Origin of the sequence: Bacillus oleivorans (genome assembly GCF_900207585.1) — a bacterium.
Classification (GTDB): Bacteria; Bacillota; Bacilli; order Bacillales; family JC228; genus Bacillus_BF; species Bacillus_BF oleivorans.
The window spans coordinates 52151-75105 of record NZ_OAOP01000004.1 but is presented as its reverse complement, the minus strand read 5'-3'; the positions used below and the strand labels follow the sequence as shown (position 1 = coordinate 75105).

23 protein-coding genes and 1 other annotated feature are annotated in these 22955 nt (G+C 37.5%); of the genes, 13 read left to right on the top strand and 10 right to left on the bottom strand.

What is annotated here, in order from left to right; genetic code table 11:
* Positions 1 to 49: 49 nt before the first annotated feature.
* The 3 genes from CRO56_RS09965 to tapA form a co-directional block, all read right to left on the bottom strand.
* Positions 50 to 718, bottom strand: a complete 669-nt coding sequence (locus CRO56_RS09965) for a TasA family protein (RefSeq protein WP_097158484.1) — start codon at positions 716 to 718, stop codon at positions 50 to 52.
* A gap of 76 nt (positions 719 to 794) precedes the next feature.
* Complete coding sequence (gene sipW, locus CRO56_RS09960) at positions 795 to 1433, bottom strand: signal peptidase I SipW (RefSeq protein WP_245855765.1); 639 nt, start codon at positions 1431 to 1433, stop codon at positions 795 to 797.
* A 130-nt stretch (positions 1434 to 1563) separates the two neighbouring features.
* On the bottom strand, positions 1564 to 2385 hold the full coding sequence (tapA, locus tag CRO56_RS09955; protein ID WP_179714240.1) for an amyloid fiber anchoring/assembly protein TapA: 822 nt from the start codon (positions 2383 to 2385) through the stop codon (positions 1564 to 1566).
* Positions 2386 to 2716: 331 nt separating this feature from the next.
* Here tapA and CRO56_RS09950 point away from each other — a divergent pair, with 331 nt between their 5' ends.
* The 3 genes from CRO56_RS09950 to CRO56_RS09940 are packed head-to-tail and all read left to right on the top strand — an operon-like array spanning position 2717 to position 3853.
* Entirely contained in the window at positions 2717 to 3055 is a 339-nt protein-coding gene (locus CRO56_RS09950; RefSeq protein WP_097158482.1) for a helix-turn-helix domain-containing protein, read from the top strand.
* A gap of 18 nt (positions 3056 to 3073) precedes the next feature.
* A complete protein-coding gene (locus CRO56_RS09945) occupies positions 3074 to 3217 on the top strand; it encodes an anti-repressor SinI family protein (protein WP_097158481.1) in 144 nt (47 codons plus the stop codon).
* Positions 3218 to 3220: 3 nt separating this feature from the next.
* The gene (locus CRO56_RS09940) at positions 3221 to 3853 is read left to right on the top strand and encodes a class D sortase (protein ID WP_097158480.1); all 633 of its coding nucleotides are present in this window, start codon (positions 3221 to 3223) and stop codon (positions 3851 to 3853) included.
* Between the two features lie 114 nt (positions 3854 to 3967).
* Here CRO56_RS09940 and CRO56_RS09935 read toward each other — a convergent pair whose 3' ends face one another.
* Positions 3968 to 5161: a dicarboxylate/amino acid:cation symporter gene (locus CRO56_RS09935; RefSeq protein ID WP_097158479.1), complete on the bottom strand. Its 1194-nt coding sequence runs from the start codon at positions 5159 to 5161 to the stop codon at positions 3968 to 3970.
* A 273-nt stretch (positions 5162 to 5434) separates the two neighbouring features.
* Between CRO56_RS09935 and CRO56_RS09930 the strand changes: the two genes are divergently transcribed.
* On the top strand, positions 5435 to 6499 hold the full coding sequence (locus CRO56_RS09930) for a C45 family autoproteolytic acyltransferase/hydrolase (protein WP_097158478.1): 1065 nt from the start codon (positions 5435 to 5437) through the stop codon (positions 6497 to 6499).
* Between the two features lie 78 nt (positions 6500 to 6577).
* Here the strand turns inward: CRO56_RS09930 and CRO56_RS09925 are convergent, their stop codons facing one another.
* The 4 genes from CRO56_RS09925 to CRO56_RS09910 all read right to left on the bottom strand — a co-directional run bounded on the left by CRO56_RS09925 (position 6578) and on the right by CRO56_RS09910 (position 10878).
* Positions 6578 to 7699, bottom strand: a complete 1122-nt coding sequence (locus tag CRO56_RS09925; RefSeq protein WP_179714239.1) for a Ger(x)C family spore germination protein — start codon at positions 7697 to 7699, stop codon at positions 6578 to 6580.
* Positions 7696 to 8796: a GerAB/ArcD/ProY family transporter gene (locus CRO56_RS09920; protein WP_097158476.1), complete on the bottom strand. Its 1101-nt coding sequence runs from the start codon at positions 8794 to 8796 to the stop codon at positions 7696 to 7698. The genes CRO56_RS09925 and CRO56_RS09920 overlap by 4 nt, the downstream gene beginning before the upstream one ends.
* Positions 8793 to 10331, bottom strand: a complete 1539-nt coding sequence (locus tag CRO56_RS09915; RefSeq protein ID WP_097158475.1) for a spore germination protein — start codon at positions 10329 to 10331, stop codon at positions 8793 to 8795. Before CRO56_RS09915 ends, CRO56_RS09920 begins: the two co-directional genes overlap by 4 nt.
* Positions 10332 to 10515: 184 nt before the next feature.
* Positions 10516 to 10878 (bottom strand): DoxX family protein, encoded by a 363-nt coding sequence (locus CRO56_RS09910; protein ID WP_097158474.1) that lies wholly within the window; start codon positions 10876 to 10878, stop codon positions 10516 to 10518.
* Positions 10879 to 11115: 237 nt separating this feature from the next.
* On the opposite strand from CRO56_RS09910, the gene CRO56_RS09905 reads away from it, so the two are divergent.
* Positions 11116 to 11418 carry a heme biosynthesis protein HemY gene (locus CRO56_RS09905; RefSeq protein ID WP_097158473.1) on the top strand — a complete coding sequence of 101 codons (303 nt, stop codon included), beginning with the start codon at positions 11116 to 11118 and terminating at the stop codon, positions 11416 to 11418.
* A 259-nt stretch (positions 11419 to 11677) separates the two neighbouring features.
* Positions 11678 to 12082, top strand: coding sequence for a CBO0543 family protein (locus tag CRO56_RS09900; RefSeq protein ID WP_281257297.1), 405 nt, complete (start codon positions 11678 to 11680; stop codon positions 12080 to 12082).
* A 133-nt stretch (positions 12083 to 12215) separates the two neighbouring features.
* On the opposite strand, the gene CRO56_RS23615 is transcribed toward CRO56_RS09900, so the two are convergent.
* Complete coding sequence (locus CRO56_RS23615; RefSeq protein ID WP_097158471.1) at positions 12216 to 12647, bottom strand: GerAB/ArcD/ProY family transporter; 432 nt, start codon at positions 12645 to 12647, stop codon at positions 12216 to 12218.
* A gap of 162 nt (positions 12648 to 12809) precedes the next feature.
* Positions 12810 to 13016, top strand: a binding site (T-box leader).
* Positions 13017 to 13060: 44 nt separating this feature from the next.
* Between CRO56_RS23615 and tyrS the strand changes: the two genes are divergently transcribed.
* The 3 genes from tyrS to CRO56_RS09880 all read left to right on the top strand — a co-directional run bounded on the left by tyrS (position 13061) and on the right by CRO56_RS09880 (position 16424).
* Positions 13061 to 14305 carry a tyrosine--tRNA ligase gene (tyrS, locus tag CRO56_RS09890; RefSeq protein WP_097158470.1) on the top strand — a complete coding sequence of 415 codons (1245 nt, stop codon included), beginning with the start codon at positions 13061 to 13063 and terminating at the stop codon, positions 14303 to 14305.
* A gap of 51 nt (positions 14306 to 14356) precedes the next feature.
* Positions 14357 to 14959: an FMN-binding negative transcriptional regulator gene (locus CRO56_RS09885; protein ID WP_097158469.1), complete on the top strand. Its 603-nt coding sequence runs from the start codon at positions 14357 to 14359 to the stop codon at positions 14957 to 14959.
* A 430-nt stretch (positions 14960 to 15389) separates the two neighbouring features.
* Positions 15390 to 16424: a DUF3231 family protein gene (locus CRO56_RS09880; protein WP_097158826.1), complete on the top strand. Its 1035-nt coding sequence runs from the start codon at positions 15390 to 15392 to the stop codon at positions 16422 to 16424.
* Positions 16425 to 16738: 314 nt separating this feature from the next.
* Here the strand turns inward: CRO56_RS09880 and CRO56_RS09875 are convergent, their stop codons facing one another.
* Entirely contained in the window at positions 16739 to 17674 is a 936-nt protein-coding gene (locus CRO56_RS09875; protein ID WP_097158468.1) for a phosphotransferase, read from the bottom strand.
* Between the two features lie 133 nt (positions 17675 to 17807).
* Between CRO56_RS09875 and CRO56_RS09870 the strand changes: the two genes are divergently transcribed.
* The 4 genes from CRO56_RS09870 to CRO56_RS09855 all read left to right on the top strand — a co-directional run bounded on the left by CRO56_RS09870 (position 17808) and on the right by CRO56_RS09855 (position 22944).
* The gene (locus tag CRO56_RS09870; RefSeq protein WP_245855763.1) at positions 17808 to 18194 is read left to right on the top strand and encodes a GNAT family N-acetyltransferase; all 387 of its coding nucleotides are present in this window, start codon (positions 17808 to 17810) and stop codon (positions 18192 to 18194) included.
* A 108-nt stretch (positions 18195 to 18302) separates the two neighbouring features.
* Positions 18303 to 18854: a GNAT family N-acetyltransferase gene (locus CRO56_RS09865; protein WP_097158467.1), complete on the top strand. Its 552-nt coding sequence runs from the start codon at positions 18303 to 18305 to the stop codon at positions 18852 to 18854.
* 47 nt (positions 18855 to 18901) lie between these two features.
* The gene (locus CRO56_RS09860; protein ID WP_097158466.1) at positions 18902 to 19408 is read left to right on the top strand and encodes a GNAT family N-acetyltransferase; all 507 of its coding nucleotides are present in this window, start codon (positions 18902 to 18904) and stop codon (positions 19406 to 19408) included.
* Positions 19409 to 19539: 131 nt separating this feature from the next.
* A complete protein-coding gene (locus CRO56_RS09855; protein ID WP_097158465.1) occupies positions 19540 to 22944 on the top strand; it encodes a hypothetical protein in 3405 nt (1134 codons plus the stop codon).
* Positions 22945 to 22955: the final 11 nt, after the last annotated feature.

Below are 22955 nucleotides of genomic sequence, written 5' to 3'. Positions count from 1 at the left end.
TCCTCCTAAAATTAGAATCTAATAATTTTTGTTCAAATCCGTGTAATTCTTAGTCGTTGCTTCTGTCTTCCCCAGGCATTTGCGTAGCTTCAAAGACGAATTCAAGGTTAGACATTTCGTCTTGGTATTTGTTTTGCACGTGCAAACGGCTGCCTGGGAATGTTGTAGAATCTTCTACAAACTCAACGTAGACGTTATATATTTGTTGGGCTCCTGATGCTAAACCAACAGTAGTTGCATCTGTGTCTGTTAGCTCATCTACAGAAATACCAGCAACTAAGTCTGCTAAAGTACCATCAAACACGTCTACATTATTGGCAGGGTCAACAGCCAATTTTGTAATGGTAACTTTAAATTGTGAAAGAAAATCATCTTCCGAATTGTTGCCAGAATTAGCACCGATTTCAGTATTTAAGTCAAGTACATCTTTGTCAGTCCAGCCAGCAAGTTTGTTTGCATGAACTAAAATTTGATTGATGTCTAGTGATCCGCCGTTAGTTAGTACAAGGGATTTGTTAAAGTAATCCCCTGGCTTTAAGTTACTTAATGTAAAATTCATTGTTGTGTTTTCTCCTACCACTAGATCCAACGTACCCGCAGCAAGTGTGTTATTGACAACTTCAACATCGTTGAATGCTGCCCAAGTTCCTCCGCCGATGAGAGAAACTCCTAGTGCACCTGATAAGATGCCCATGCTCATTTTCTTTTTTAAGCTCATTTTTTTACTTCCTCCCTAAAAATAATGTTTTTAAACCCGATTGGGCATGTATATTGAACTCTATAAGAGTTGCAACCTATGAAACTGATTTTGTTGAAGTATCCTTTTTTGGGGCACTTTCATTTTCACTTGTATGATTCGCTGTTAGATTACCTTTGGTTTTTTCTTCAATTTCTTTAATGGCTTTTCGAATTGTGATCACAGAATAAATGATCATCAGGATTCCCGGTATGATTAAGAGTAATCCAGTACCAATCGGTGAACTTGCAAAGTTTAATAAGTAGCCTACATACGGAATTGTAATCCCTGAATACTTTGCTAAGACGTTAGCTGGGACAACTGCATTTATATCTGGTTCTTCATTTGCGTCCCCTTTCGTCCGATAAAAGACTCCATTGTCATTATTAACAACCTCAATTATTCTGTGTGTTACGATTTGATTTTCTTCCTGGACGAAACTTATAATGTCATTTTCATTTAGGTTTATGGTGTCTTCGAGTTTTTCTACAAGAATAATAGACCCAGTTTTAAAGGTTGGATCCATCGATCCGGATAAAACTACTTTAAATTGATAACCGAAAAGTTCAGGTTCTCCACCTGAAGCTCTAGCAGAAAAAACCATAATGATCATGGCAACTAAAAATGTACAAACAATTCCATAAAGACTGTTGCTAATAATCTTTCGGACTTTACGTGATTTATTTATTTTAGGCACCCGCTTTCATTGTCTTAGTCTCAAGATCTAATTTTTAAGTCAAGGATTTATAAGATTAACTTTGCTTGCTTTCACTAATTTCTTCAGCTGAACTGTTAGCTTCGTCACCTGCTTCAGTTCCTTCTTCAGATCATGAGCCTTCATTGCCCGTTGTTCCACCAGTTGTCTTATTTGCTTCGGAATCTGCTGTATCAGTATTAGTTTCCCCGCCGGCTTCCGTTTCCTCGTCAGTCTCTGAGCCCTCACCGTCTGTGCTTCCACCATTATCATCCCCATCAGCAGGATTTCCTTCGACTTCTTCAGTATTTCCTTCCGCATCGGCACTCTCGTCTGTTCCCGTATCTGCTGCATCCCCATTCTCATTAGTGTCTCCTTCAGGTGTTTCTGTTATGGAGTCACTATTTTCCTTATTGTCTTGATCAGTTGTATCTAAGGAATTATCACAGACTATACCTTCTGGACCATCACTCCATAGTTCTCCTGCCCCTGGATGACCTGGTCTTTGAAAGGCTTTAAACTTGTAGTTCCCCGACCTGTCAGGTGTGTGTTCAAGCGTTACTGACTCACCAGGTCCAAGTGGATCAATAGTTCCTGTATGGACTACTTCACCGTTCATTGCATTTCCTTTATCAATCCAATACACCTCGAATTGAACCGGTCCTGCCATGGCTTCGGAATCATTTCCATTCTTTACAACCGCATAGATGCTAGTACAGCTGCCTCCATATCCAATAAACTCCAATGAACTTTTATCCCATTCACCTTCTGGCGGCTCTAATTCAACTGGCCATTTCACATGTAAAGAACTATTCAAATTTTCAATGTCATTAAATGCTGCACCCGTATAACTAACAAGGAATATTCCTGTAATCACAGCTGCATACCAGATCGTGAGAACCTGTATTCCTATAAGTAGACCTTTGTGCCGTTTTCTAAATTTTCTCGTTCGCAAGTATCTTATAATGGTTATCCCTCCTTTTCGTTCTTTTCACAGAACGTTATTTATAAAGAACGAATTTTACTAAGTATAAATGCGTATGTTTGTGATAAGGTCTTTTTTCCTGTTCGCTCTTGTTCGTTTTAAAGAACTAACAAATTGAGTATACGGCAAATCTTATCATTTTTCAAAAGTGCAAAAAACGCCGAATTTTCTCAATAAAGAACAAAAATCATTCGTTATCTCGTTATTTCTCTCGATATCTCACTCTTTTAAATTTTTAAAAAGATCATTTGTTCATTATAATGAACAAAAAAACAAACTGAAATAAATCGGGAGAAAGAAGATGACAATTGGAGAAAGAATTAAGGAGCTTCGCCAAATCAAAGGGTATTCCCTGACAACACTTGCTAAACTCGCTGGAGTATCAAAATCCTATTTAAGTTCAATAGAACGAGACCTCCAAACGAATCCATCACGCCATTACTTATCAAAACTTGCGATCCCCCTCGGCACGACTGTTGGATATTTGCTTGGTGAAGAAACTGAGAACGATCTTGATGCTGATTGGATACACATGGTGAAAAAAGCCATTGAAGATGGTATGAGTAAGGATGATTTTCTCGAGTTCCTTGATTTTGTAAAGTTTCAGAAATGGAAAAAGCAGAAAGACAATTATAATTAGTATGGAGGTAATGATAGAATGTCTAATCCTGAAAATACATCTCCACTTGACCAAGAATGGGTGCAACTCTTAAAAGAGGCTAAAGAGATGGGAATCACTGCCCAGGAGATCAAGATATTTATTGGCAATGAACCAAAAAAGACACATGAGGATGAGGTGTGAAAGTTGGTTAAAAAGTTTTCCCTATTACTGGTGGCAGTTGGTTCCCTATTATTAGCTGCTGGGGGATATCAATATTTTCAATCAGAGTATTATCAAAAAGTGAGTTTGAAAGAAGCCTATGAACTTTTATCGAATCCAATAGATACCATCCGTCAAAGCGAAGAACTCCATGAAACTAATCAGGCATACATAGTCACGGCTGCAGCCAACACAAATGTATCCTTTAATCCATCGCAAGGTGAAGTTGCTGGAGTATTAGCAATTCCAGCACTCGATGCAGAATTGCCGATTATAGAAGGGACCAATGAAGATGAATTAGAAAAAGGAGTCGGTCACTTTAAAGCGAGTGCCTACCCTTCACAAAATGATCAAATCGTCCTATCTGGTCACCGAGATACTGTCTTCCGCAGAATGGGGGATCTTACTATTGGAGATCAGCTCATCATTAAAATGCCATATGGAGAATTTACTTATGTAATCAAAGAAAGTCAGATCGTCGATGCATACGATACTTCGATTATTAAATCTACAGCGCCTCAAGAAGTACTTATCGTTTCAACATGCTATCCGTTTTCTTATATTGGAGATGCTCCGTATCGGTATGTACTTACAGCATTGCCTGAGGGGAAAAAATAATAAAGGCTAAGCCCATATGAATAAGGCTTAGCCTTTATTATTTAATAGTGGTGTTTTTAATGATAGTTGAATTAAACATAGGTCAACTCGAATTGGGAGTTGATCCTTTTCTTATTAAACTGCTTTCGCCTTAGATAATTTCTTAGAGGACCGCTCTTTATTCATTTTATCAACTAAGACGGATAGAGCACCGTCACCTGTTACGTTCGTAGCCGTACCAAAGCTATCCTGTGCAAGATATAAAGCTATCATAAGCGTTAATAAGGTTTGATCAAATCCAAGCATGGTTTCTAATAACCCGAGTGCTGCCATCACAGCTCCGCCAGGCACACCAGGTGCAGCGATCATTGTAATTCCAAGCATTAAGATGAATGGGAAATAGGATCCCAATGTTGGCGTGTTGCCCGTTAAGAACATGATGGCAATGGAACAGCTGACGAGAGTGATGGTACTTCCTGATAAATGAATCGTCGCCAGTAACGGAACGGTAAAGTCTGCCACTTTTTCACGAACTCCGATTTTCTTTGCTTGTCTTAATGTAACTGGTATGGTGGAAGCAGAGCTTTGCGTTCCAAGGGCGGTAAAGTAAGCAGGAAGCATTCCTTTTAACAGGGCAAAAGGATTTTTGCGGGCTGCCAGTCCACCAGTTGTATATTGAATGATGAGCATCAAGATATGCAGTGCAATGATCATGATAAATACTTTTGCAAAGACTGATAAAATCGTTTCTACCTGTCCGCCATTTGTCATGTTTGCGAGAATTCCAAAGATATGGATTGGCAATAGCGGTATAATAACGGCAGAAATCACCTTTTCAATAATTTCACGAAATTCTACTAAAATTGAGTTTAAGGCATTTCCTTTAATAAACGTAACCCCTAATCCCAGCAAAAATGCTATCAATAAGGCTGTCATAACTCCCATCAATGGCGGCATATCCACTGTGAAAAACGGAGCCAGCAATGCCTCTTCAGGACTGGCAAAGCTTCCAAGAGAAGCTTCTTCTTGTAAAATGTTTGGATAAATCAAAGAAGCAGCAAAAAAGGCAAGTAATCCAGCTAGAATTGTAGATACATAAGCCAACCCTGTTGTCATTCCGAGCAGTTTTCCGGCACCCTGGCCTAACTGTCCAATTCCTGGTGCGATAAAACCAATGATAATTAACGGAATCACAAAACTTAAAAAGTTCCCAAATAATCCATTAAATGTAGCAAATGTTTGGATCGCCCAATCCGGAGCGATTTTACCCACAATAATACCAAGAATGATTGCTATCACAATACGTGGAAGAAGTCCTAGTTTCATCATAAGTGTCCTCCTAAACTGTACATTTGTCCTTCTGTAGTGGATTATACATTATTTCAATAAAATAGTTAACAAAAACTTTAAAAGAATAATATTTTCCAGTTTTATCAGATAGGGGTGACACTCCCATTTATAGTGCGTGTTTTTGCTCAATTCTGAAAAGAATAAAAAATCTATTATTTCAATCTGTAAAAATCATAAACCTGTATTTTTCATCTACTTTCTTTTATCCTAAAATAGTAATTAAACAGACTCACAGCAAAAGAGGGATTATCTGTGAAACATATTTACAGCGAGGTTATCCAATTTCGCGGTTCTCATTACGACTTTGGTTTTATGCAAGGGAAAAGACTAAAGGATACGCTTACTGTTTTAAATCGTGATAACCAATGGAAAGTAAGAAATCCGCGTTTTACAGTTGAAGTAGAAGAGGTTAAAACTGCAATTACCCATTTTGCTCCTGGTATATGGGAGGAGCTCCTCGGCCTGCAAGCTGCATTAGAGTGGCCGATGGGAAAGGTTCTGCAGGAGTTCGGGGGGTATCGCATAGATTATGTTAAGTCAGGCTGTTCAATATTAACTGGTGATGATTATTTAATCCGCAACTATGATTATCATCCGAAGACATATGAAGGACGATATATTCTATTCCAGCCTTCAGATCAGGGCTATGCAATTATCGGCCCTAGTCAGCGGGTGACTGGGCGAATGGACGGAATGAATGAAATGGGACTGGCCCTAGGCTATAATTTCATGCACCGTAAAAATCCTGGAGACGGCTTTATTTGCTGTATGATCGGACGTATTATTTTAGAGGCTTGTGCGAATGTAGCTGAAGCGGTAGCAATGTTAAAGAAAATCCCGCATCGCCACTCATTTACTTATGTTGTCTTTGACAAAAGCGGGAAAACGTATGCTGTCGAAGCTTCCCCTCGAGGAGTGGAAGTACGGCAAACGAATACCTGCACCAACCACTTTGAAATCATGACTCACGAAAACAGGAACCATCTCGTCGATTCCAAACGGCGATTATCGATATTACAAGAACAGCGGAAACACTTATTGAATGCTTATGATGCTTTTCGTTTATTAAACGACAATGATAAAGGTGTATTTTCTGATTTGTACGGAAGCTGGGCTGGTACTATTCATACATCCGGTTACCTGCCTAGGGAAATGAAGGTGTGGTTTGCATTAGGAGGAGACCAAGAGCCAGTTGAAATGGATTTTGCGAAATGGTTAGGTGTGGAAGAATTAGCAGGCGAAAAAATTTATGGTGAGGTAGATACCGAAATTCCATTCTTGCATATGGATGAGAATGCAGATTGGTTTAGAAGGTGAATTTTATTTAAATAGGAGCAGTTCCATACGGCATCTTCTAAAGCTCTTTGGAACTGCTCTTCATTTGATGAATATCATTTACTTAATTGCTCCCCGAGCGACCAGCTCGGCATCGACTGTAACATTAATTTTTGCTTCAGCTAAGACGTCGGCCCAGTGATCTTCTACCTTTTTGTACTCCTTGTATTGGAAGGCGCGTGCATAGAGACCAAGTCCAATCGGATCTAAATTATTCTTTTGAATTTTTCCAATGAGTTCATTAAATTTTTTTTCCATTTGTTCTTTTACGATGTTTTCAAATGCTTCCTTATTTTTCTCAAGGTCATAGGGAAAGAGACGTTCTATCACAGAAAAAGGCAATTTTACACGAAGGTCAAAATGAAATTGACCGTTTGAATAGTTAGTTTTAATTTTTGTTTTTGTTTTTCTTACTGTAATACTAAATTTGTCCCGATGGAACATGCCATCCTCTTCTTCGTTTGGATTAGAAATCCCCGAAAAGGTCACTTCGGCATTAATCCTATTTTGTAAAACTAATAATAAAGAGGCTTCAATTTGATCAAGTGAGGCGGCATACATATTTTTCTCATCAAGAAGAGCAATTCCTTCTAACTCCGGTTCTTTCTTCATGTTCATTTTTGAGAGAGAAGGAGTCATTCCTTTTTCAACGATCTGTCTGCGGAGTTCACTAATGGTAGTCTGAACAGTTCTGCCTCTATGTCTATTTTTATCGACTAAATTCCTTAAATAAAGAGGAAGAAGCGGTTTATCCTCCGGTTCATAATAAATAATATCTGAAACAGGTCCGTCTACTAAAACTACTCTTGTATTTGTTGCAAATTGCGGATTCCGATAAAGAGTATCTAAGATAGGGAACCAATTTTTCTGTTCGAAAATTTTCTTTCCAATCAGTAATACTTGTACTTTTGACCCAATGACTTCTCCGAAGGATTTTGCATCTAAATCTTTACGTGAATCCCGTATGGTTGTTGCTTTGACGGATTCCTTCTCCAGCTTATTCGGGGCAATTTCGGAGAAAACAGGGCTTACTTCATATACATGTAATTGATCTTCCTCATCGAGATCGAGTCCTAAAACAAGGGTAATAGAACGATCTTCTAAAGGGACCTCTAATTGACAACCCGACAGCAAAGAGATCACAGCAATCAATGAAACCCATTTGAAAAAACAATGTTTCACCCGCTTTTCCTCCTTAGCATATGACTGCGAATAGAAACGGCTGCCCACAAAAAAGCGGGAAGAAGATAAGCAACTGTGATAATAATGGGTATAGCTATTTTTATCAAACTGCCAATTCGCGGGAAAGAAGGAGGGTATACAATTAGTACAATTAAGATTAATGATAAAAATAAACGCAAATGCTTCTTATGATCTGTGTGACCCATGAGCTGGCTTGAACAAAAAACGGTTAAATACATTAAAACAATCCAGTTGGTAGACATCTTAAATGAAAATAAAGTAAGGACGATAATATCTACGCGCTCGACAAATTCGAACTGAATAATTTTTAAGAAATCAATAATGGGTGTATGAAATAGAGCAATTCCATCTGGGCTAAAATATGCAAACAGCAAAAGCGTAAACCAAAGATAGGTAACCATCGTAATCGTATTAGCAATTACAATCCCTTTTCCAGCATCCTGTCTTCGTTGCAGAAAGGGATATAGGAAAAAAGCTATTTCAAAACCAGAAAAAGGGAAAATGGTTTCTCTCACTGCGCTCAGTATCGGTGTAAATCCCTCTTTTAAAATAGGAAGTAAGTGGAGCCAGTGAAAGCGATCGAATGGTATAAGAAAAATAAAAAAAACCCATGTAATCATAAAAAAGACGAACTCAGCATATCTGCCTAATACTTTCACTCCGTTTCTAGCAATTAAATAACTTGGAATAGCGGCAAGCATACTTATCACTAATGCACTTAATTGAGGAAAAACGAGGGCCTGTAAATAGATAATCGACCCTGTAAATGAGAGGATAGCTAAAAATCCAAAATAAACCCCAAAAAGAATTGCCGCTATTTTTCCAATCCACTTTCCAAAGTAGTGGGATAGCAAGTCAATAATGGTTCCATTAGGGTATTTTTTCATTACCTGTATAATAATGAGACTTGCAATCGTTGTAAGGATGTATCCTAAAACAAGAGAGATCCACCCATCTGTCCCCGCTTTTTCGGCTAGGTTTGGGGTGAGCCGGAATACACCAATACTTGTTTGAACTCCGTGAATTAAGAAAATATATTGCATAAGTGTAATATCATTTTTTGTATATTTAATCAATGACTGTCACCCTTTGGATGATCGGTCTCTGCTTTTTTGAGTTGAACCGCTCTAGAAGTTTCCGATCGCTTCACAAATGACCAGGCTGGGAAACGGATTAAGGCATCCTTCAAATCGGAGAATCGTAATGGTGCAAGCGGACTTCCGTAAGGTGTTCCCATAGATTCTAGTGCAATAAAATCACCAATTATGACCATAAATCCTATGGCTAAGCCGAGAAACCCAAACACAGCTGCCAGAATCATCATCGGAAAACGGAGGATACGGATGGCAGCCCCCATATCATAATTAGGGATAATAAAAGAGGCAATTGCAGTTAATGCTACAACAATAACCATAATGTTACTGACGATCCCCGCCTCAACCGCTGCCTGCCCAATGACAATACCTCCTACAATACCGACTGTTTGGCCAATAGGAGAAGGAAGACGTACCCCTGCCTCACGAAGCATTTCTAATGTAAGTTCCATAATGAATGCTTCAATAATAGGCGGGAACGGCACCCGTTCTCTTGACAGGCCAATTGAAATGAGCAATTTAATTGGAATAATCTCGGCGTGAAACGTAATGACCGCAATATAAATAGATGGCAGAAAAATCGCGATAAAAAAAGCAACATATCTCAAGAACCGAATAAAGGATGCCACACCCCAGCGCGTCCCGTAGTCATCAATACTCTCGAAAAAATTAACGAAAGCAGCTGGAACGATGAGGACACTTGGTGATTTATCTACTACCGTAACGTACCTTCCTTCTAAAAGATGTAAGGCAGCAGTGTCTGGACGCTCTGTAAGCATAAGCTGCGGAAAAGGAGAATAAGGATTGTCTTCTATAAACTCTGCCAGCATACCAGTATTTAAAACACTATCTACATTAAGCTGATTAATCCGATCTTCTAGTTCCTTTAATACATCTGGCTCAGCGACATCAGCTAAATATAGAATTGAAATCTTAGTTTTCCCTCTTCTACCAACGGTCATTTCTTTTATTTTTAACTCGCGATTAGGAATATGTCTGCGTACCAATGCAATATTTTGGCCGCTCGACTCTGTAAATCCCTGGTGGGCTCCTCTCAGAGAAGGTTCAATTTGAGAATCCTCAATCGCTCTTTGTGGAAAGCCTTGAGTACTAAAAATAAAGGCTTCAGTTTTCTCAGCAATAAATAAAACACTATTTCCTTCTAAAATAGAACTTTCAATTTTTGACCATTCAGAGGTTGTTTCAACATGACCTAGTGAAACAGCAGGGTCTTGGTTCTTATTTTCATGATTGATTTCAAATAGGAGCGGTGTTAACACATGATTATGGATAGCTTTTTTATCGGTAAGCCCGCTCAGATAAACAAGAGCAGCTGAGCTTTGTGTTTGTTTAATAATGAATTGTCTGATGACTAAATCGGGAGTTTCATTAAATATTTTCTTAATTTCTGCAATATTGTCGGATACTTGAGGATTAATTGCAGATTGTGGAGATGATTGGATGGGTTTTGAAACAGGTTTCTTAGGTTTTTTGTTTTGCCTGCGAAAAAAGATCATCTGTACTTCCACCTTAGCAAGATAAGATAAACTAAGTATGTGAAGTAGAGAAATAATTATGCAGAAATAACCATATCTTCCATTAAAATTCTCAAGGAAAAAAAAGGCTTTGTGGAAGTGATTTCGGATATGAAAAAATTCAGAAAGAACAGGGCAATGGCTTCCTGTTCATTAAGGGGAAGTTTTAAAAAGACTTCTTGTATAGTATAAAAAGTAACCCCAACATTACAACATCCAATCTTGCATGAAAGGCAAATTGGATTAAGTCTGAATGCAAAACGGCGACTTTTGTTAAAAAAATTGCTCCAACTATAATGATCATTAACGGTATAGATACCGTTTTCACCCTTTTATTTAAGGCAATCAATATTCCGCAGATGATTTCGGTAAAAGACACTGCATACATCATCTGAGTGGGAAAAGGCAAAGGTAAACTGTTAAAATAGTTCCCTAACTCTTCGCTCCATAGTTTCATAATCCCAGAAGTTATAAAGACATACGCCACTAAATACCGCAGCAGTTTTGTTATGGACAAATAGGTATTCATCATGATCCCTCCCTACTAGAATGTATGCGTACAGATGGACAAACCATGACTTCACATTTAAGAGGTTCGTTAATTTAATCAAGCATTTTGCTAGACAACCGTATTGCCAAAAGATAAAATTTTTTCACATGCCCATATTTTTTAATCAGAGCAATTAAGCTATAAATGATACGGTATTAGGGAATAATTGTTTTTGTTAAAGAAGTGATCAAAGCATTAGAATAGGAGAATTAGAATATGAATTGCAAAATTAATCGTAACGCTGCTAAAGTGTTGAAAAAAATGCTTGAAAGTGAAGAAGCAGAAGGAAAAATGATCCGGGTATATGTAACCCATCATCATGGGGATCATGCTCATTATGATATTAAATTAGATACTCCGACAGAGCACGATGAAATCGTACATACAGACAAAGGAATTGATATCCTGCTTGATAAACGGGATGAGTACTTGGATGGCGTTTGGATCCAGTATTTTTACGTGCCAAAAGAGGAAATGGTGATTACGAATACATCTAAGGGCTGGCATAGCCATCATTAAAAAATTGATAATCTCACTTAAAGGCGCATTCCATTGAAACGGAATGCGCCTATTTTAATAGTTATAGTCTCTATCTAAACTGTTTGGAATATACGAACGAAAAAAGTATTAATTACCAGTTATAACTTTATGTTAATTAAGAAAAGTTATAAAAAATAATGCACTTAGAAAGGATGCACCTATTTTGGAGAAAAAACTGCTAAGTTCACTTACATCCGTCTGTATGGTTGCCTTTCCATTTTTGTTTAGAGGTTCAAAAATGAGAGAAAATCTGATTATATTCTTCGCAAAAGGGGTATTGTCAACACTAATAGATGCTTATGTTGTAGGAAATAAAAGAATATCGTATCCCTGCCGACCTTTCCCTAAAACTTTTAAAACCAACATTATTTTTGATATGCTGTTTTTCCCGCTTTTAAGCGTTGTTTGGGTAAAAATATCTAGCAATGATAAATTAGGAATGATTATACTAAAAAGTTTAATCTTCAGTGTCCCGATGAGTTTAGCACAATGGTTATTTGAAAGATATACCGGATTATTTGAATGGAAAAAATGGTCACCATTGCATACATTTGCAAGTGTAAGTTTTACTTTATTTACAATTAGAGGACTTGTCGCGCTTACTAGATGCTTAGATAAATTAAAGAATGGACAGGTGTATTAAGTATATAAACCGATAGCTTATGTGTTTTTCATTATGTTTATATGTTTTCCATTTATGATGTGCAGATGGAGATAATCCTCTATTATCATATTTTCTAGTTGCAACTGATGACTATTCGATCTAAATCATTGTATTACGTTAATTTATTTTCTGCTTTATTTCTCCTCTTAAAAAAGTTCATGATGTTTAGCCAAAAAAACAATACTGGAATGTAGCAATATATTATTACAAATCCAACAATAGAAATAAATGATCCTATTTTTTCAAGACTAATTATGCTCGTAATATTGATTGTCATTATATAAACCAAAATAGTTGATATCCATAACAATATTTTTGGCTTTATATTAAGAGTTTCTCTTAGAATTCGAATCCCGCTCCATAAATAAACACAGCATGGCGGCAGTATGACCATCAACCACGCGAATATGTAGATGTAGTCAAATCTCTCCCAAAAAGGAAAATGGATGATTTTTGATAAAATCAAGGTAGGCCATACTGTATGTTCTAACATGCTAATGTTAAAGTAAACAAGTGAAACGATCGTAATGTTTAAATATAAAATAGATTGCTAACATGTTTATAAAAACATATAAATTTCCCCGTAAATTATACACTGGTTAGCGGTTCAGCTTATCCTTTAGAGAAATAGACAAAAATAATTAAAATTGGTATTGAAATAAAACCACGACTTGGATAAAATATTCAAAATACATCCGAAATATTGAAAAAAGTAATGACAGGATTCAGTAGTTTTATCTCACTGGTATCAGAGAGCTGATGGATGGTGCAAATCAGTCCAAAGATAAGAACGAATTACCTCCTTGAACTTTCTTTGTGAACCTATGTAGCAGAGAACGGCAGCACCGTTATTCGAACAAGCGGAAGAGTAATCTTCAAGTTAGGGTGGTACCGCGTTTTCCACGTCCCTTTTTAAGGGACGTTTTTTATTTCAAAAAAATGAAGGAGTGCAGCAATATGAACTTTTTAGAACAGTTGTCTAAGCAACAAAAGGAAGAGGCAGAACGGCAATTTAAGATATATGCAAACGGGGTTCATGAGATCATACCAGTAATTGAGCTCAAACAAAAAATTTCCCAATCGCTGGCAGAGAATCGCCCTTTACGAATAAAACTTCGATTAGACCCATCTGCACCAGATGTTCACCTTGGCCATACAGTTGTTTTAAATAAACTGAAACAGTTTCAGGAGAATGGTCATACGATTCAGCTGATTATTGGGGATTTTACTGGAAAAATTGGTGATCCTACAGGGAAGTCAGCTGCCAGAAAACAGCTAACAGATGAAGAAGTGAAACATAATGCGAAAACGTATTTTGAACAGTTTGGGAAAGTGCTCGACATGGATAAAGTAGAATTGCATTATAACTCAAAATGGCTATCTGATCTTCGATTGGAAGATGTCATTCATTTATCGGCCAGCATCACAGTTGCCCGATTGATTGAGCGGAATGACTTTTCAGAACGGCTAGCAACCGGAAAGCCGGTTTCACTGCACGAGTTTTTCTACCCGTTAATGCAAGGCTATGATTCAGTTGTCCTTGAAAGTGATGTGGAACTGGGCGGTACCGATCAGCATTTTAATGTCCTAATGGGCCGACATCTTCAAGAGCATTTTGGAAAAGAGAAACAGGTTGTTGTTCTTCTGCCGTTACTTGAGGGGCTGGATGGAGTCGATAAAATGTCCAAATCGAAAAATAACTACATCGGTGTGGACGAAGCGCCAAATGAGATGTATGGAAAAACGATGTCGATTCCAGATGAACTGATTACAAAGTATTTTGATTTAGTGACAGATCTTCCGTTGGAAGAAAAGAATCAAATCAAAGTGGAACTTAAGGAAGGGTCACTACATCCCCGAGATGCCAAAATGCTTTTAGCTAAAACGATTGTTCGAATTTATCATGGTGATAAGGCTTCTGAACTGGCCGAAGCTAACTTTAAAGCGGTTTTCCAAAGAGGAGGACTTCCTGAAGATATTCCAGTGTTTGATTGGAAAGGGGAAAAAGAAGTTCCTATTCTTGATTTTCTCGTGGATTTAGGGTTACAAACATCTAAAAGCGAAGCACGGAAAATGATTCAAAATGGAGGTGTCCGCATTAATGAGGTAAAGGTAGATGATATTCACCTGCAGGTCAAAGCAGAGGATGAAATGGTCATTCAAGTCGGGAAAAGAAAATATATAAAGCTACAAATAAAATAAAATAGTAATATGAGGATAAAAGAATATTTTGGGAAATGGAGAGGAATATTTATGTACATCCCAAAGCCTTTTGAAATCAAAGATGAACAAAAAGTTTTTAATATTATTGAAGCAAACAGCTTCGCCACCTTATTCTCATTGCATATGGGCAGCCCATCCGCCACTCATCTGCCCTTAATATTGGACAGAAAAAATAATGTGTTGGTTGGCCATTTTGCCCGTGCCAACAGTCAGTGGAAAGATATTGATACCCAAGACGTTCTAGCTGTATTTCATGGTCCGCATACGTATGTCTCTCCTGCTTGGTATGAAACGGAATTAGCTGTTCCAACCTGGAACTATGTTGCTGCTCATGTATACGGGAAAGCTGAACTGATCAATAATCAGCAGGAGTTAATCGAGTCTTTACAAGAGTTGGTTAATAAATATGAGGATGAAAACAGCCTTTATCGGCTAAATGTTCTAGATTCTAAATATGTAGAAGGATTAAGTAAAGGCGTGGTTGGTTTTAAAATACACATTCAAAAAGTTGAAGGAAAAGCAAAGTTAAGTCAAAACAAATCGGAAGACATTCAAAAAAAGGTGATTCAGCATCTTGAGCAATCGGTGAGTGAGGATAGCAGGCAAATTGCAAAATTGATGAGAGGCCAATAATTTTTAAAAGGAATATAGAAAGCAACAGGGTACTGATAGACAAAGAGAAATAGGTGGGATAATGAAAAACATTATAGAGTATTATAGTCAGTTTGACGGATGGGGAAGACTTGAGCGAGAAAAATGAACAAAAATTAAGTAGGCGTTAATATGCTAAGTAGTTCAGTTTGATATTCCAAACAAAGAGATACAGGAATTTAGAAAGTTACATCCTGATTGTGAGGTTTGGACATAGGTATTTTAAATTTCCTTATTGAAATATGGGAGCGTGCTCATACAATAATCACCTTCTTTGTTATAGAACTATTGGGACAGCATTAGTTGAATAAAGTTAACGATAATATATTTTATTTTTTTGGATAAATTGAAAGATCAGAATAAATTTGCGAAGGATGAAGATACTAGAAAAAAATCCATTGAGGAAGACATTATGACAACGATTAAACCAATTAAATTAAGCTCAAATAAAACAAACACTACTGAAAAACTCACATCGGCAGAAATGGGTAAACTTTGGGCTACTTATATGGGGAACAGCATGGCAAAATGCATTTTAAGCTATTATCTGCAGCACGTTGAGGATAAAGATATTAGAACTTTATTAGAAAATGCCTTACAACTAACAGAAGAATTTTTAAAAACAATTAAAGATATTTTCACAAAAGAAAATTTCCCGATTCCCCAAGGCTTTACGGAAGAGGACGTAAATTTAGGTGCTCCTAGGTTATTTCAAGATGAATTCTATGTTCATTACTTGAAGTACGTATCAAAAGCTGGTATGAGTATTTATAATGTAGCCATACCTGTCGTTTATAGAAAAGACGTAAAAGAATTTTTTAGGTATTGTATGGATTCCACCATGGATTTAATGGACCAGATCAATGAAATTTTAATGAATAAAGGGCTTATCATTAAGCCCCCTTTAATTCCAGTTCCTGAAAAAGTGGAATTTGTTCATGAGAATTTTTTAAACGGCTACTTTGGACATGTACGACCTTTGCACGCGATGGAAATTACCCATCTATACGATAATATTGAAAATAATATGGCGAGTAAGGCACTAATTATGGCGTTTACCCAGGTAGTAAAGGATGAAAAGATCCGGAAATTGTTTGAACGAGGAAAAAAAATAACAACGACAAATATTGAACAGTATATGCAAAAACTACATGATGAAAATTTGCCAACACCATCTTTTCTGGACCATTTAGTGACAACATCTACATTTTCTCCTTTTTCTGATAAGTTAATGCTATTTCATAAGATGGATATGTTTTCAATAAAAATTAGATCCTTTGGAAATTCAGCAGCTGTAAATGGAAGGCATGATTTAGCCTTAGTCTACATGAATGCCTTAATGAAAAATTCGGCTTTTGTTCAAGATGCAGCAAAAATTATGATTGAGAAAGGCTGGTTTGAACAAGCACCACGGGCTGCTGATAGAGAAAAATTAGGTTCAGATTAGTTGTGGAGCGGCACATAAAACATGTGGAGCGGCACATAAAACATGTGGAACGGCACATAAAACATGTGGAGCGGCACATAAAACATGTGGAACGGCACATAAAACATGTGGAGCGGCACATAAAACATGTGGAGCGGCACATAAAGCGTGTGGAGCGGCACATAATCGTGTGGAACTGCACATAAAACATGCGTTTTTGTATGTTATTTAGTGTGTTAATGCTGCTGTTGTGTTTTGGTATGAAATTCATTCGGTTATCTTATATTTTCTCCACCTTAACTGAACTACTTATTAACATGTGCTCACCTTTTCCACTAGTATTCAAGTTTATAGCTGGATGAATCAAATAATAATTGAATTAAGCTTATAAAAAGATTCCGCTGCCTCGGATTGGCCCAGTCTTCTTCAACCTCCGCCATAAGCCACATCACTTCATCCAAGAAGGCATGCTCCAATGCTTTTTCCCAGTAGTAAAGTTCCGCCTCAGTAAAGGCTACATACTCGTTGTACCCGTGTAAAAATTGTTTCCATTGGTTAGGAGTAAAAACAGAATCAGGTGCCGTTTTATGCTCATTATGGAAAAGCAGCAAAGCCAGGGCTAAATCGAAGAGTCGGGGAACCCACATCGCATTGTCAGGATCAATTAAATAGGGTTCAGGCGTATAAATTAAGTTATTGGCCTTTAAATCAAAGGGAGTACTGACATAAGGGATCCCGCTATTTTTTAACACTTCCTGCTGTTGAACAATTTGAATTAATTTATCCTCCAATTGTTTCTTATTTATCTCAACATTATGGAGGGTAGCATTCTTTTCGATCTCTTCAACACTCTTCGTCACTTCTTCTTCCTTGAAATCAAAAACCTCGTATTCTTTTAGCCTAAACAGATTTTCTTCTGGTAAGTGTATATGGATTTGTCCTAAAAGTTTACCAGCCTGATAGATTTCCGAATCCTTTCCTGAATACATAGACCCTTCAATAAAAGGATAGACAACATATGTATCCTCGCCAATCGTTTGAGGGTTATCGTAATTTAAGGGAACGGGAGTAACCACTTTAATTCCATTATCACGTAAGAATAGTGTGAACCTCATTAAGTTTTGAGCACGCTCAAACGGACGTTGAGTTCTTTTTACAATTACCAGTCTTTCTCCATAAGTTACCCGATAAACAGGAGAAAAAGGATAGATACTTACCGGTTCTTCTTCAACATGAAGCCCAAATTTTTTCAGAATCATCTTTCCGTTCATTTCCGTTCCTCCGAAATAGAGACGTTTCATCTGATATGTAACATTCACAAAAACTATCAGTATATAAATTATAGGATAATATTGGTAAACTTAAAATACCTTAGTGACAAAATGTGAAAGGAGATGTTTATGGTTGCTCCAGTTTGAAACTATTAATTTGCAAATAGAACGTGACAAAGTCTTAGAGTTCCGCAAAGATTCCTTTAAAGAAAGCTTTGGGGACTCTTCTGATTTTAAGGAACATGAATATCTAACCTGGCTTACAGGGCAGATTGAAGAGTTCCCAGATGGATTTGTTATGGTAAAGGAAGCTGGGAATACAGTGGGTCAGCTTGAACTATCTAGCAAATTCTATCAGGGAAAGGACATTGGTTATGTTCATCTTTTTTACTTAGTCGCTAAAAAAAGGGGAATAGGCTTAGGCAGAGAATTGTACGCATATGCATGCGAGTTTTTTAAAAAGAATAAAGTGGAGGAATTTCATTTGAGAGATTCTCTCCCACAAATACCAGAGCCCTAAAATATTACCAAAAAAACGGAATGGTGGAATTAGGTCCTGAAGTTAATGAAAAAGTTATTCGTATGAAGGGTACTTTTTAAAAGAACCAACTGAAAAGAGGTTATCGTGATGACTTTACAGAAAGAATATCCCCCCTTAGAAACAAAGAGACTCTATCTGAGAGAGCTGAATCTGGAGGATACTCCTTTCATTTTTAAGTTATATTCTGATGAAACGGTATGTAAGTATTTGTATGATGCCGATTTATTCACTACATATAAAGAAGCCGAAAACTTTATAATTTGGAATTTAGATTGTGAAGGAAAAAATCATAACCGCTGGGGGATTATGCGAAAAGCAGACCATTCGATGCTTGGTACCATCGGATTTCATAGCTGGGATCGGGTTAATCACATAGCGGAAATTGGCTACGATTTATTGTCTGAATACTGGGGCAAGGGGTATATGACAGAAGCATTAGAAGGTGTCATAAAGAACGGGTTCAAAATTATGAAACTCAACCGCATTCATGCGTATGTCGCTCTAAATAACCAACGTTCCATCCAGTTATTAGAAAAGCTGCATTTTAAAAAAGAGGGAATTTTTAGAGATCGCCTCTTTTTTAGCGGACAGTATCATGATCATTATTGTTATTCATTGTTAAAACGAGAATGGAAATAAGAATATTGGATTGCGTCACCAATAAAAAGAATAAAGGAGAGGTTAAAATGAGTTCCTACATTCTAACCACAGATCGATTAAACTTAATAGAAATGACGAAAGATGATGTGCCAAATTTAATGGAAATCTTTTCAGATCCAGTAGCGATGAAATATTATCCATCAACCAAGGGTGAAAAGGAAACCATGAGTTGGATAGAGTGGACATTAAACAATTATAAAAATTACGGAGTCGGTCTTTGGATTGTAGAACATAAAGAAACTGGTGAGTTTCTTGGACAGTGTGGAATTGTGCCTCAGGAAGTCGATGGTGTATTTGAAATGGAAATTGGTTATTTGTTTGTAAGACGGGAGTGGGGAAAAGGGTATGCTACAGAAGCGGCGGCTGCCTGTAAGAAATATGGATTTGAGCAGTTGAACCTTAAAAAGATTATATCCTTACCTGATGTTCATAACACCCCCTCTACCAAAGTGGCAGAGCGAATTGGGATGACAGCAGAAAAGACAATTATCAAGTGGGGAAAGGAAGTATTTGTTTATTCCATCACCGTATAAATTACACGTCAAATCCGCATCTGAGAATCCTTGATCGACAAATATCTGCCCCTTTCACCAAATTCACCGTTGTCAATATTACCCAGTCTGTTTATAGTTGAAGTAACTCAGGAAAAAAATGGAGGGTACTAATGAATCTTGAGGAACGAAAAAAGATTTTCAATGAAGAGTTAACAAAATTAAAAGATAGCCGATTTATTGAAGATAGTGTGTACGAAAAGATTAAAATGGCGTACCAGCATTTCTATTTTCGCCCAACAATAGAAGAAGAGGTGCCGGTCAAAACCGAGTTAACACGGCCAAATCTTGAAGCCGAGCCAAAACCTGCACCAGTCGTAAAACCTCCTAAACCGAAGAAAACAGCTCAAGAGATCAGGGACCGCAATGTTACATGGGTTCTGATCATCGGAGTCGTTTTGTTATTAATGGGAGGACTCGTTTTAGCGACCAGTAATTGGGATGTTATGACGGCGATGATGAAGACCGCTTTGATCTCAGGTGTGTCGATTTTATTCTTTTTCATCAGCTGGTTTAGTGGTCATAAATTAAAAATTAAGCAGACCGCTTTTGCCTTCTTAACACTCGGAAGCTTATTTTTGCCGATTGTCATTTTTTCAGCGGGTTACTTTGAATTGTTTGGACCGTGGCTGTCAGTTTTTGGAGATGGTAAATACGTATTAGGATTGCTCGGAGCATTTATCTGTCTGCCGCTTTATGCCTTTCATGCGAAAAGACAAGGGTCGAGGCTGTTTGTATGGTTTTCACTTATTACACTCAGTATTGGGGTGGGGTATAGTATCTCGGCTTTTAACCCGCCTATTGATGTGTTTTATTTAGGGATTGTCATTTATAATGCAATATTGCTGCTTGCTTATGTCCGTTTAAAGTCACAAAAGCAATGGGAGCTTTTCACCAAGGAAATTCCTTTATTTGCGCAAGCTAACCTAGTATTTTCGACTGTTCTGATGCTGTTTTTCTATGAAAATAGCATTTTCCATAGCTTTAACTTGATTCTAACGGCCATCATCTTTTTGGCAATGATCTTTGTCCTGAACCGAAAAGAATACAACTTTGTGTTCACTCTTTTGTTTGTATATGGGGTTTATCAGTTAATCGAGAACTCTATATTGGTTTCAGTCGATGTCGTGCTTTATGCGCTGGTTGGCTTTGTCTTTCTGTTTTTGCAAAACAGGACTTCACAGGAGGGCGCTTTACGAAAGATTTTCCAATCTACAAATGCCATCATCTCTTTCTGTGCCTTTATTTTTATCAGTTATAAAGGATTAGCTTTGCGGTGGGATGAGCCTTCTTGGCTTCTTGTGATTGCCTACTTCCTGATTAGCATCAATTATATCGTTCTAAGCAATGTATCTAAGTTTCGTTTGTTTTCCATATTAGCTCCTGTGTTTGCAATTGCAGGTGGGTTGCATACAATTGGTCTGATTTATAATGAGCCAACGATTGATGTCGTTTCGATCCATATATTTGCGGTTGGGGTACTTTTATTCCTCGGCGGATTTTATTGGAATAAATGGCACTACACGAAATCGATTAAGCTCAGCTCATTTTTTATTTCGTTTGGTCCGATGCTGCTTTCCTTGTTAATTGCATTTGTAACGGGCAGCTGGGTTTTGCTCACCGTTCTGCTTGTTATTTATGGGAGCCTGATGTTTGTTACTTATAGGAGTATTTCACTATTCTGGTGCAGAGAAACAGCAGGCTGGCTTGTACCAATAAGCTGGTTATTTGCAGGACTAACTCTTTATCCGCATTTTCTCGAACATGTTTCGTTTTATCAAACAGTATATGGAGATGCCTTTCACATTGGGGTGGTGGGAATCCTGCTTCTCGGAATTTCATTTGGATGGAACAAGCTCGGAATTTCGAAGCTTACGAGGACAACATTCTGGGTTGCAGAAGGGACTTATACATGGGGAATACTCCTAAGTATGTCTGAAATGGGCGATCCGTACTTTGTTAGAGCAGGCTTATTCCTAGGCGCAATCCCGATGTACTATTTGCTTGCAAAACGAATAAGCCGGGACATTGTCTGGAATCTGATTCCTTTCGTTACACTAGCAGCCTATCTTTCTTTGATTCAAGAGGTTTGGGAGTCCAATCATTCTATCTATCCTTCTCTTTGTGTAGGAGGAGCTATTTTACTGATTGTACTTGATGCGGTTTTGAAAAAAGCAGCTTTGGCTTTAAGAAATGGCTATTTCTATCTGGCTCATCTCTATCTGCCTGTAAGTCTTTTATCGGTTTCTATTTTTATGGATAACCAGCCATTTCTTTTTGTAATGGCAATGGGTATATACGGTTATAGTATTTGGAAGCGAACAAGGGAATGGGAAAAACGATTATTTCTTTACCTTGGATTTACGACTTTATTATTGTTTTTGGTGTCTTACCAGGTCGATATGGATGTTCGGCCAGAGTGGGAACCATACACGATATGGGCAACGTCTGCCATTATCTTTATTTTATGGTTAGTTACAAACGAAGTGTGGAAGGACAGAATCAAGTGGTATCTGGTCCCGATTTCAATCTTAGGAACGTTTGTACTAACAACGTCCTATTATCTTGACTACCCATTGATCGTATTTGGGGCAGCTATTTCACTCATTGTAATCAGCTTGACTGTAGTGCATTACTCTGATTGGCATCTGTTTGCGATTATTCCCTTGCTGCTAATAGATGGTGCATTGAAATTATTAGATTTAACAGATGGATTCATGGTTCTCAGTTATTTGGGAATAGCTATAATCTTATTATTAATAGGCTTTGTATTATTTCCCAATCTTTATCGGTGGGAAAAAGTAAATTTATTAAAAGTAAAAGTTGACTGGTATGCAGTTGCTTCGTTTCTGTTAATTTTAAATGCTTATGCCTTTATTAACTGGGATTCGCCTTTGTGGCTTAAAGAAATTCCGCCTTTATTCATTTCGCTTGTGTTATTTCTTCAAATAAAACGGGTAGAGAAGAAGATCGTGCAAAATATCGTGATTACGGTTGCATGTATTAGTGTCTTACACCCGTATTATGTATGGCTCGGCGATATATATATTAATCCATTTATCGAAACCGAACTTTATATCCTTCCATGGGTTGCCCTTGTCATTTTCTTGGAAAAGCGTACTTGGAAAACAGCGAAAAAACAAATGGACCTGCTATTATGGGCAGTTCTTATTGTTGTAGCTAGTCTATTAATCTTTGATGCCCTAGAGAGCAATACGATTTATGATGCGATTATTGCCGGAAGCCTGTCTTTGTTTGCATTAGTTGCTGGGTTATTTTTCCGCAGAAAGTCGTTCTTCTTTATTGGAAGCGGGATGCTATTGCTCAACCTGCTGCTGCAAACAAGGCCATACTGGGGAAGATTGCCTTGGTGGGCGTACCTATTAATTGCAGGTTCTGTACTCATTGCTGTCGCAAGCTTTTACGAATGGCAAAAGCAAAAGAAAGACAATGACGGAAATACTTTCTTGCAAGTACAAAAGCAGAAATTTGTTCAAAAATGGAATGAGTGGCAATAGAAGATGAAGGA

Coding starts and splice junctions, on each gene's coding strand:
- CRO56_RS09885 (WP_097158469.1), top strand. CDS start 14,357: ATGTACATCCCAAAGCCTTTTGAAATCAAAGATGAACAAAAAGTTTTT.
- CRO56_RS09855 (WP_097158465.1), top strand. CDS start 19,540: ATGAATCTTGAGGAACGAAAAAAGATTTTCAATGAAGAGTTAACAAAA.
- CRO56_RS09935 (WP_097158479.1), bottom strand. CDS start 5,161: ATGATGAAACTAGGACTTCTTCCACGTATTGTGATAGCAATCATTCTT.
- CRO56_RS09910 (WP_097158474.1), bottom strand. CDS start 10,878: ATGAATACCTATTTGTCCATAACAAAACTGCTGCGGTATTTAGTGGCG.
- CRO56_RS09875 (WP_097158468.1), bottom strand. CDS start 17,674: ATGAACGGAAAGATGATTCTGAAAAAATTTGGGCTTCATGTTGAAGAA.
- CRO56_RS09880 (WP_097158826.1), top strand. CDS start 15,390: ATGACAACGATTAAACCAATTAAATTAAGCTCAAATAAAACAAACACT.
- CRO56_RS09965 (WP_097158484.1), bottom strand. CDS start 718: ATGAGCTTAAAAAAGAAAATGAGCATGGGCATCTTATCAGGTGCACTA.
- CRO56_RS09945 (WP_097158481.1), top strand. CDS start 3,074: ATGTCTAATCCTGAAAATACATCTCCACTTGACCAAGAATGGGTGCAA.
- CRO56_RS09915 (WP_097158475.1), bottom strand. CDS start 10,331: ATGATCTTTTTTCGCAGGCAAAACAAAAAACCTAAGAAACCTGTTTCA.
- CRO56_RS09865 (WP_097158467.1), top strand. CDS start 18,303: ATGACTTTACAGAAAGAATATCCCCCCTTAGAAACAAAGAGACTCTAT.
- CRO56_RS09860 (WP_097158466.1), top strand. CDS start 18,902: ATGAGTTCCTACATTCTAACCACAGATCGATTAAACTTAATAGAAATG.
- CRO56_RS09900 (WP_281257297.1), top strand. CDS start 11,678: ATGAGAGAAAATCTGATTATATTCTTCGCAAAAGGGGTATTGTCAACA.
- tyrS (WP_097158470.1), top strand. CDS start 13,061: ATGAACTTTTTAGAACAGTTGTCTAAGCAACAAAAGGAAGAGGCAGAA.
- CRO56_RS09905 (WP_097158473.1), top strand. CDS start 11,116: ATGAATTGCAAAATTAATCGTAACGCTGCTAAAGTGTTGAAAAAAATG.
- CRO56_RS09950 (WP_097158482.1), top strand. CDS start 2,717: ATGACAATTGGAGAAAGAATTAAGGAGCTTCGCCAAATCAAAGGGTAT.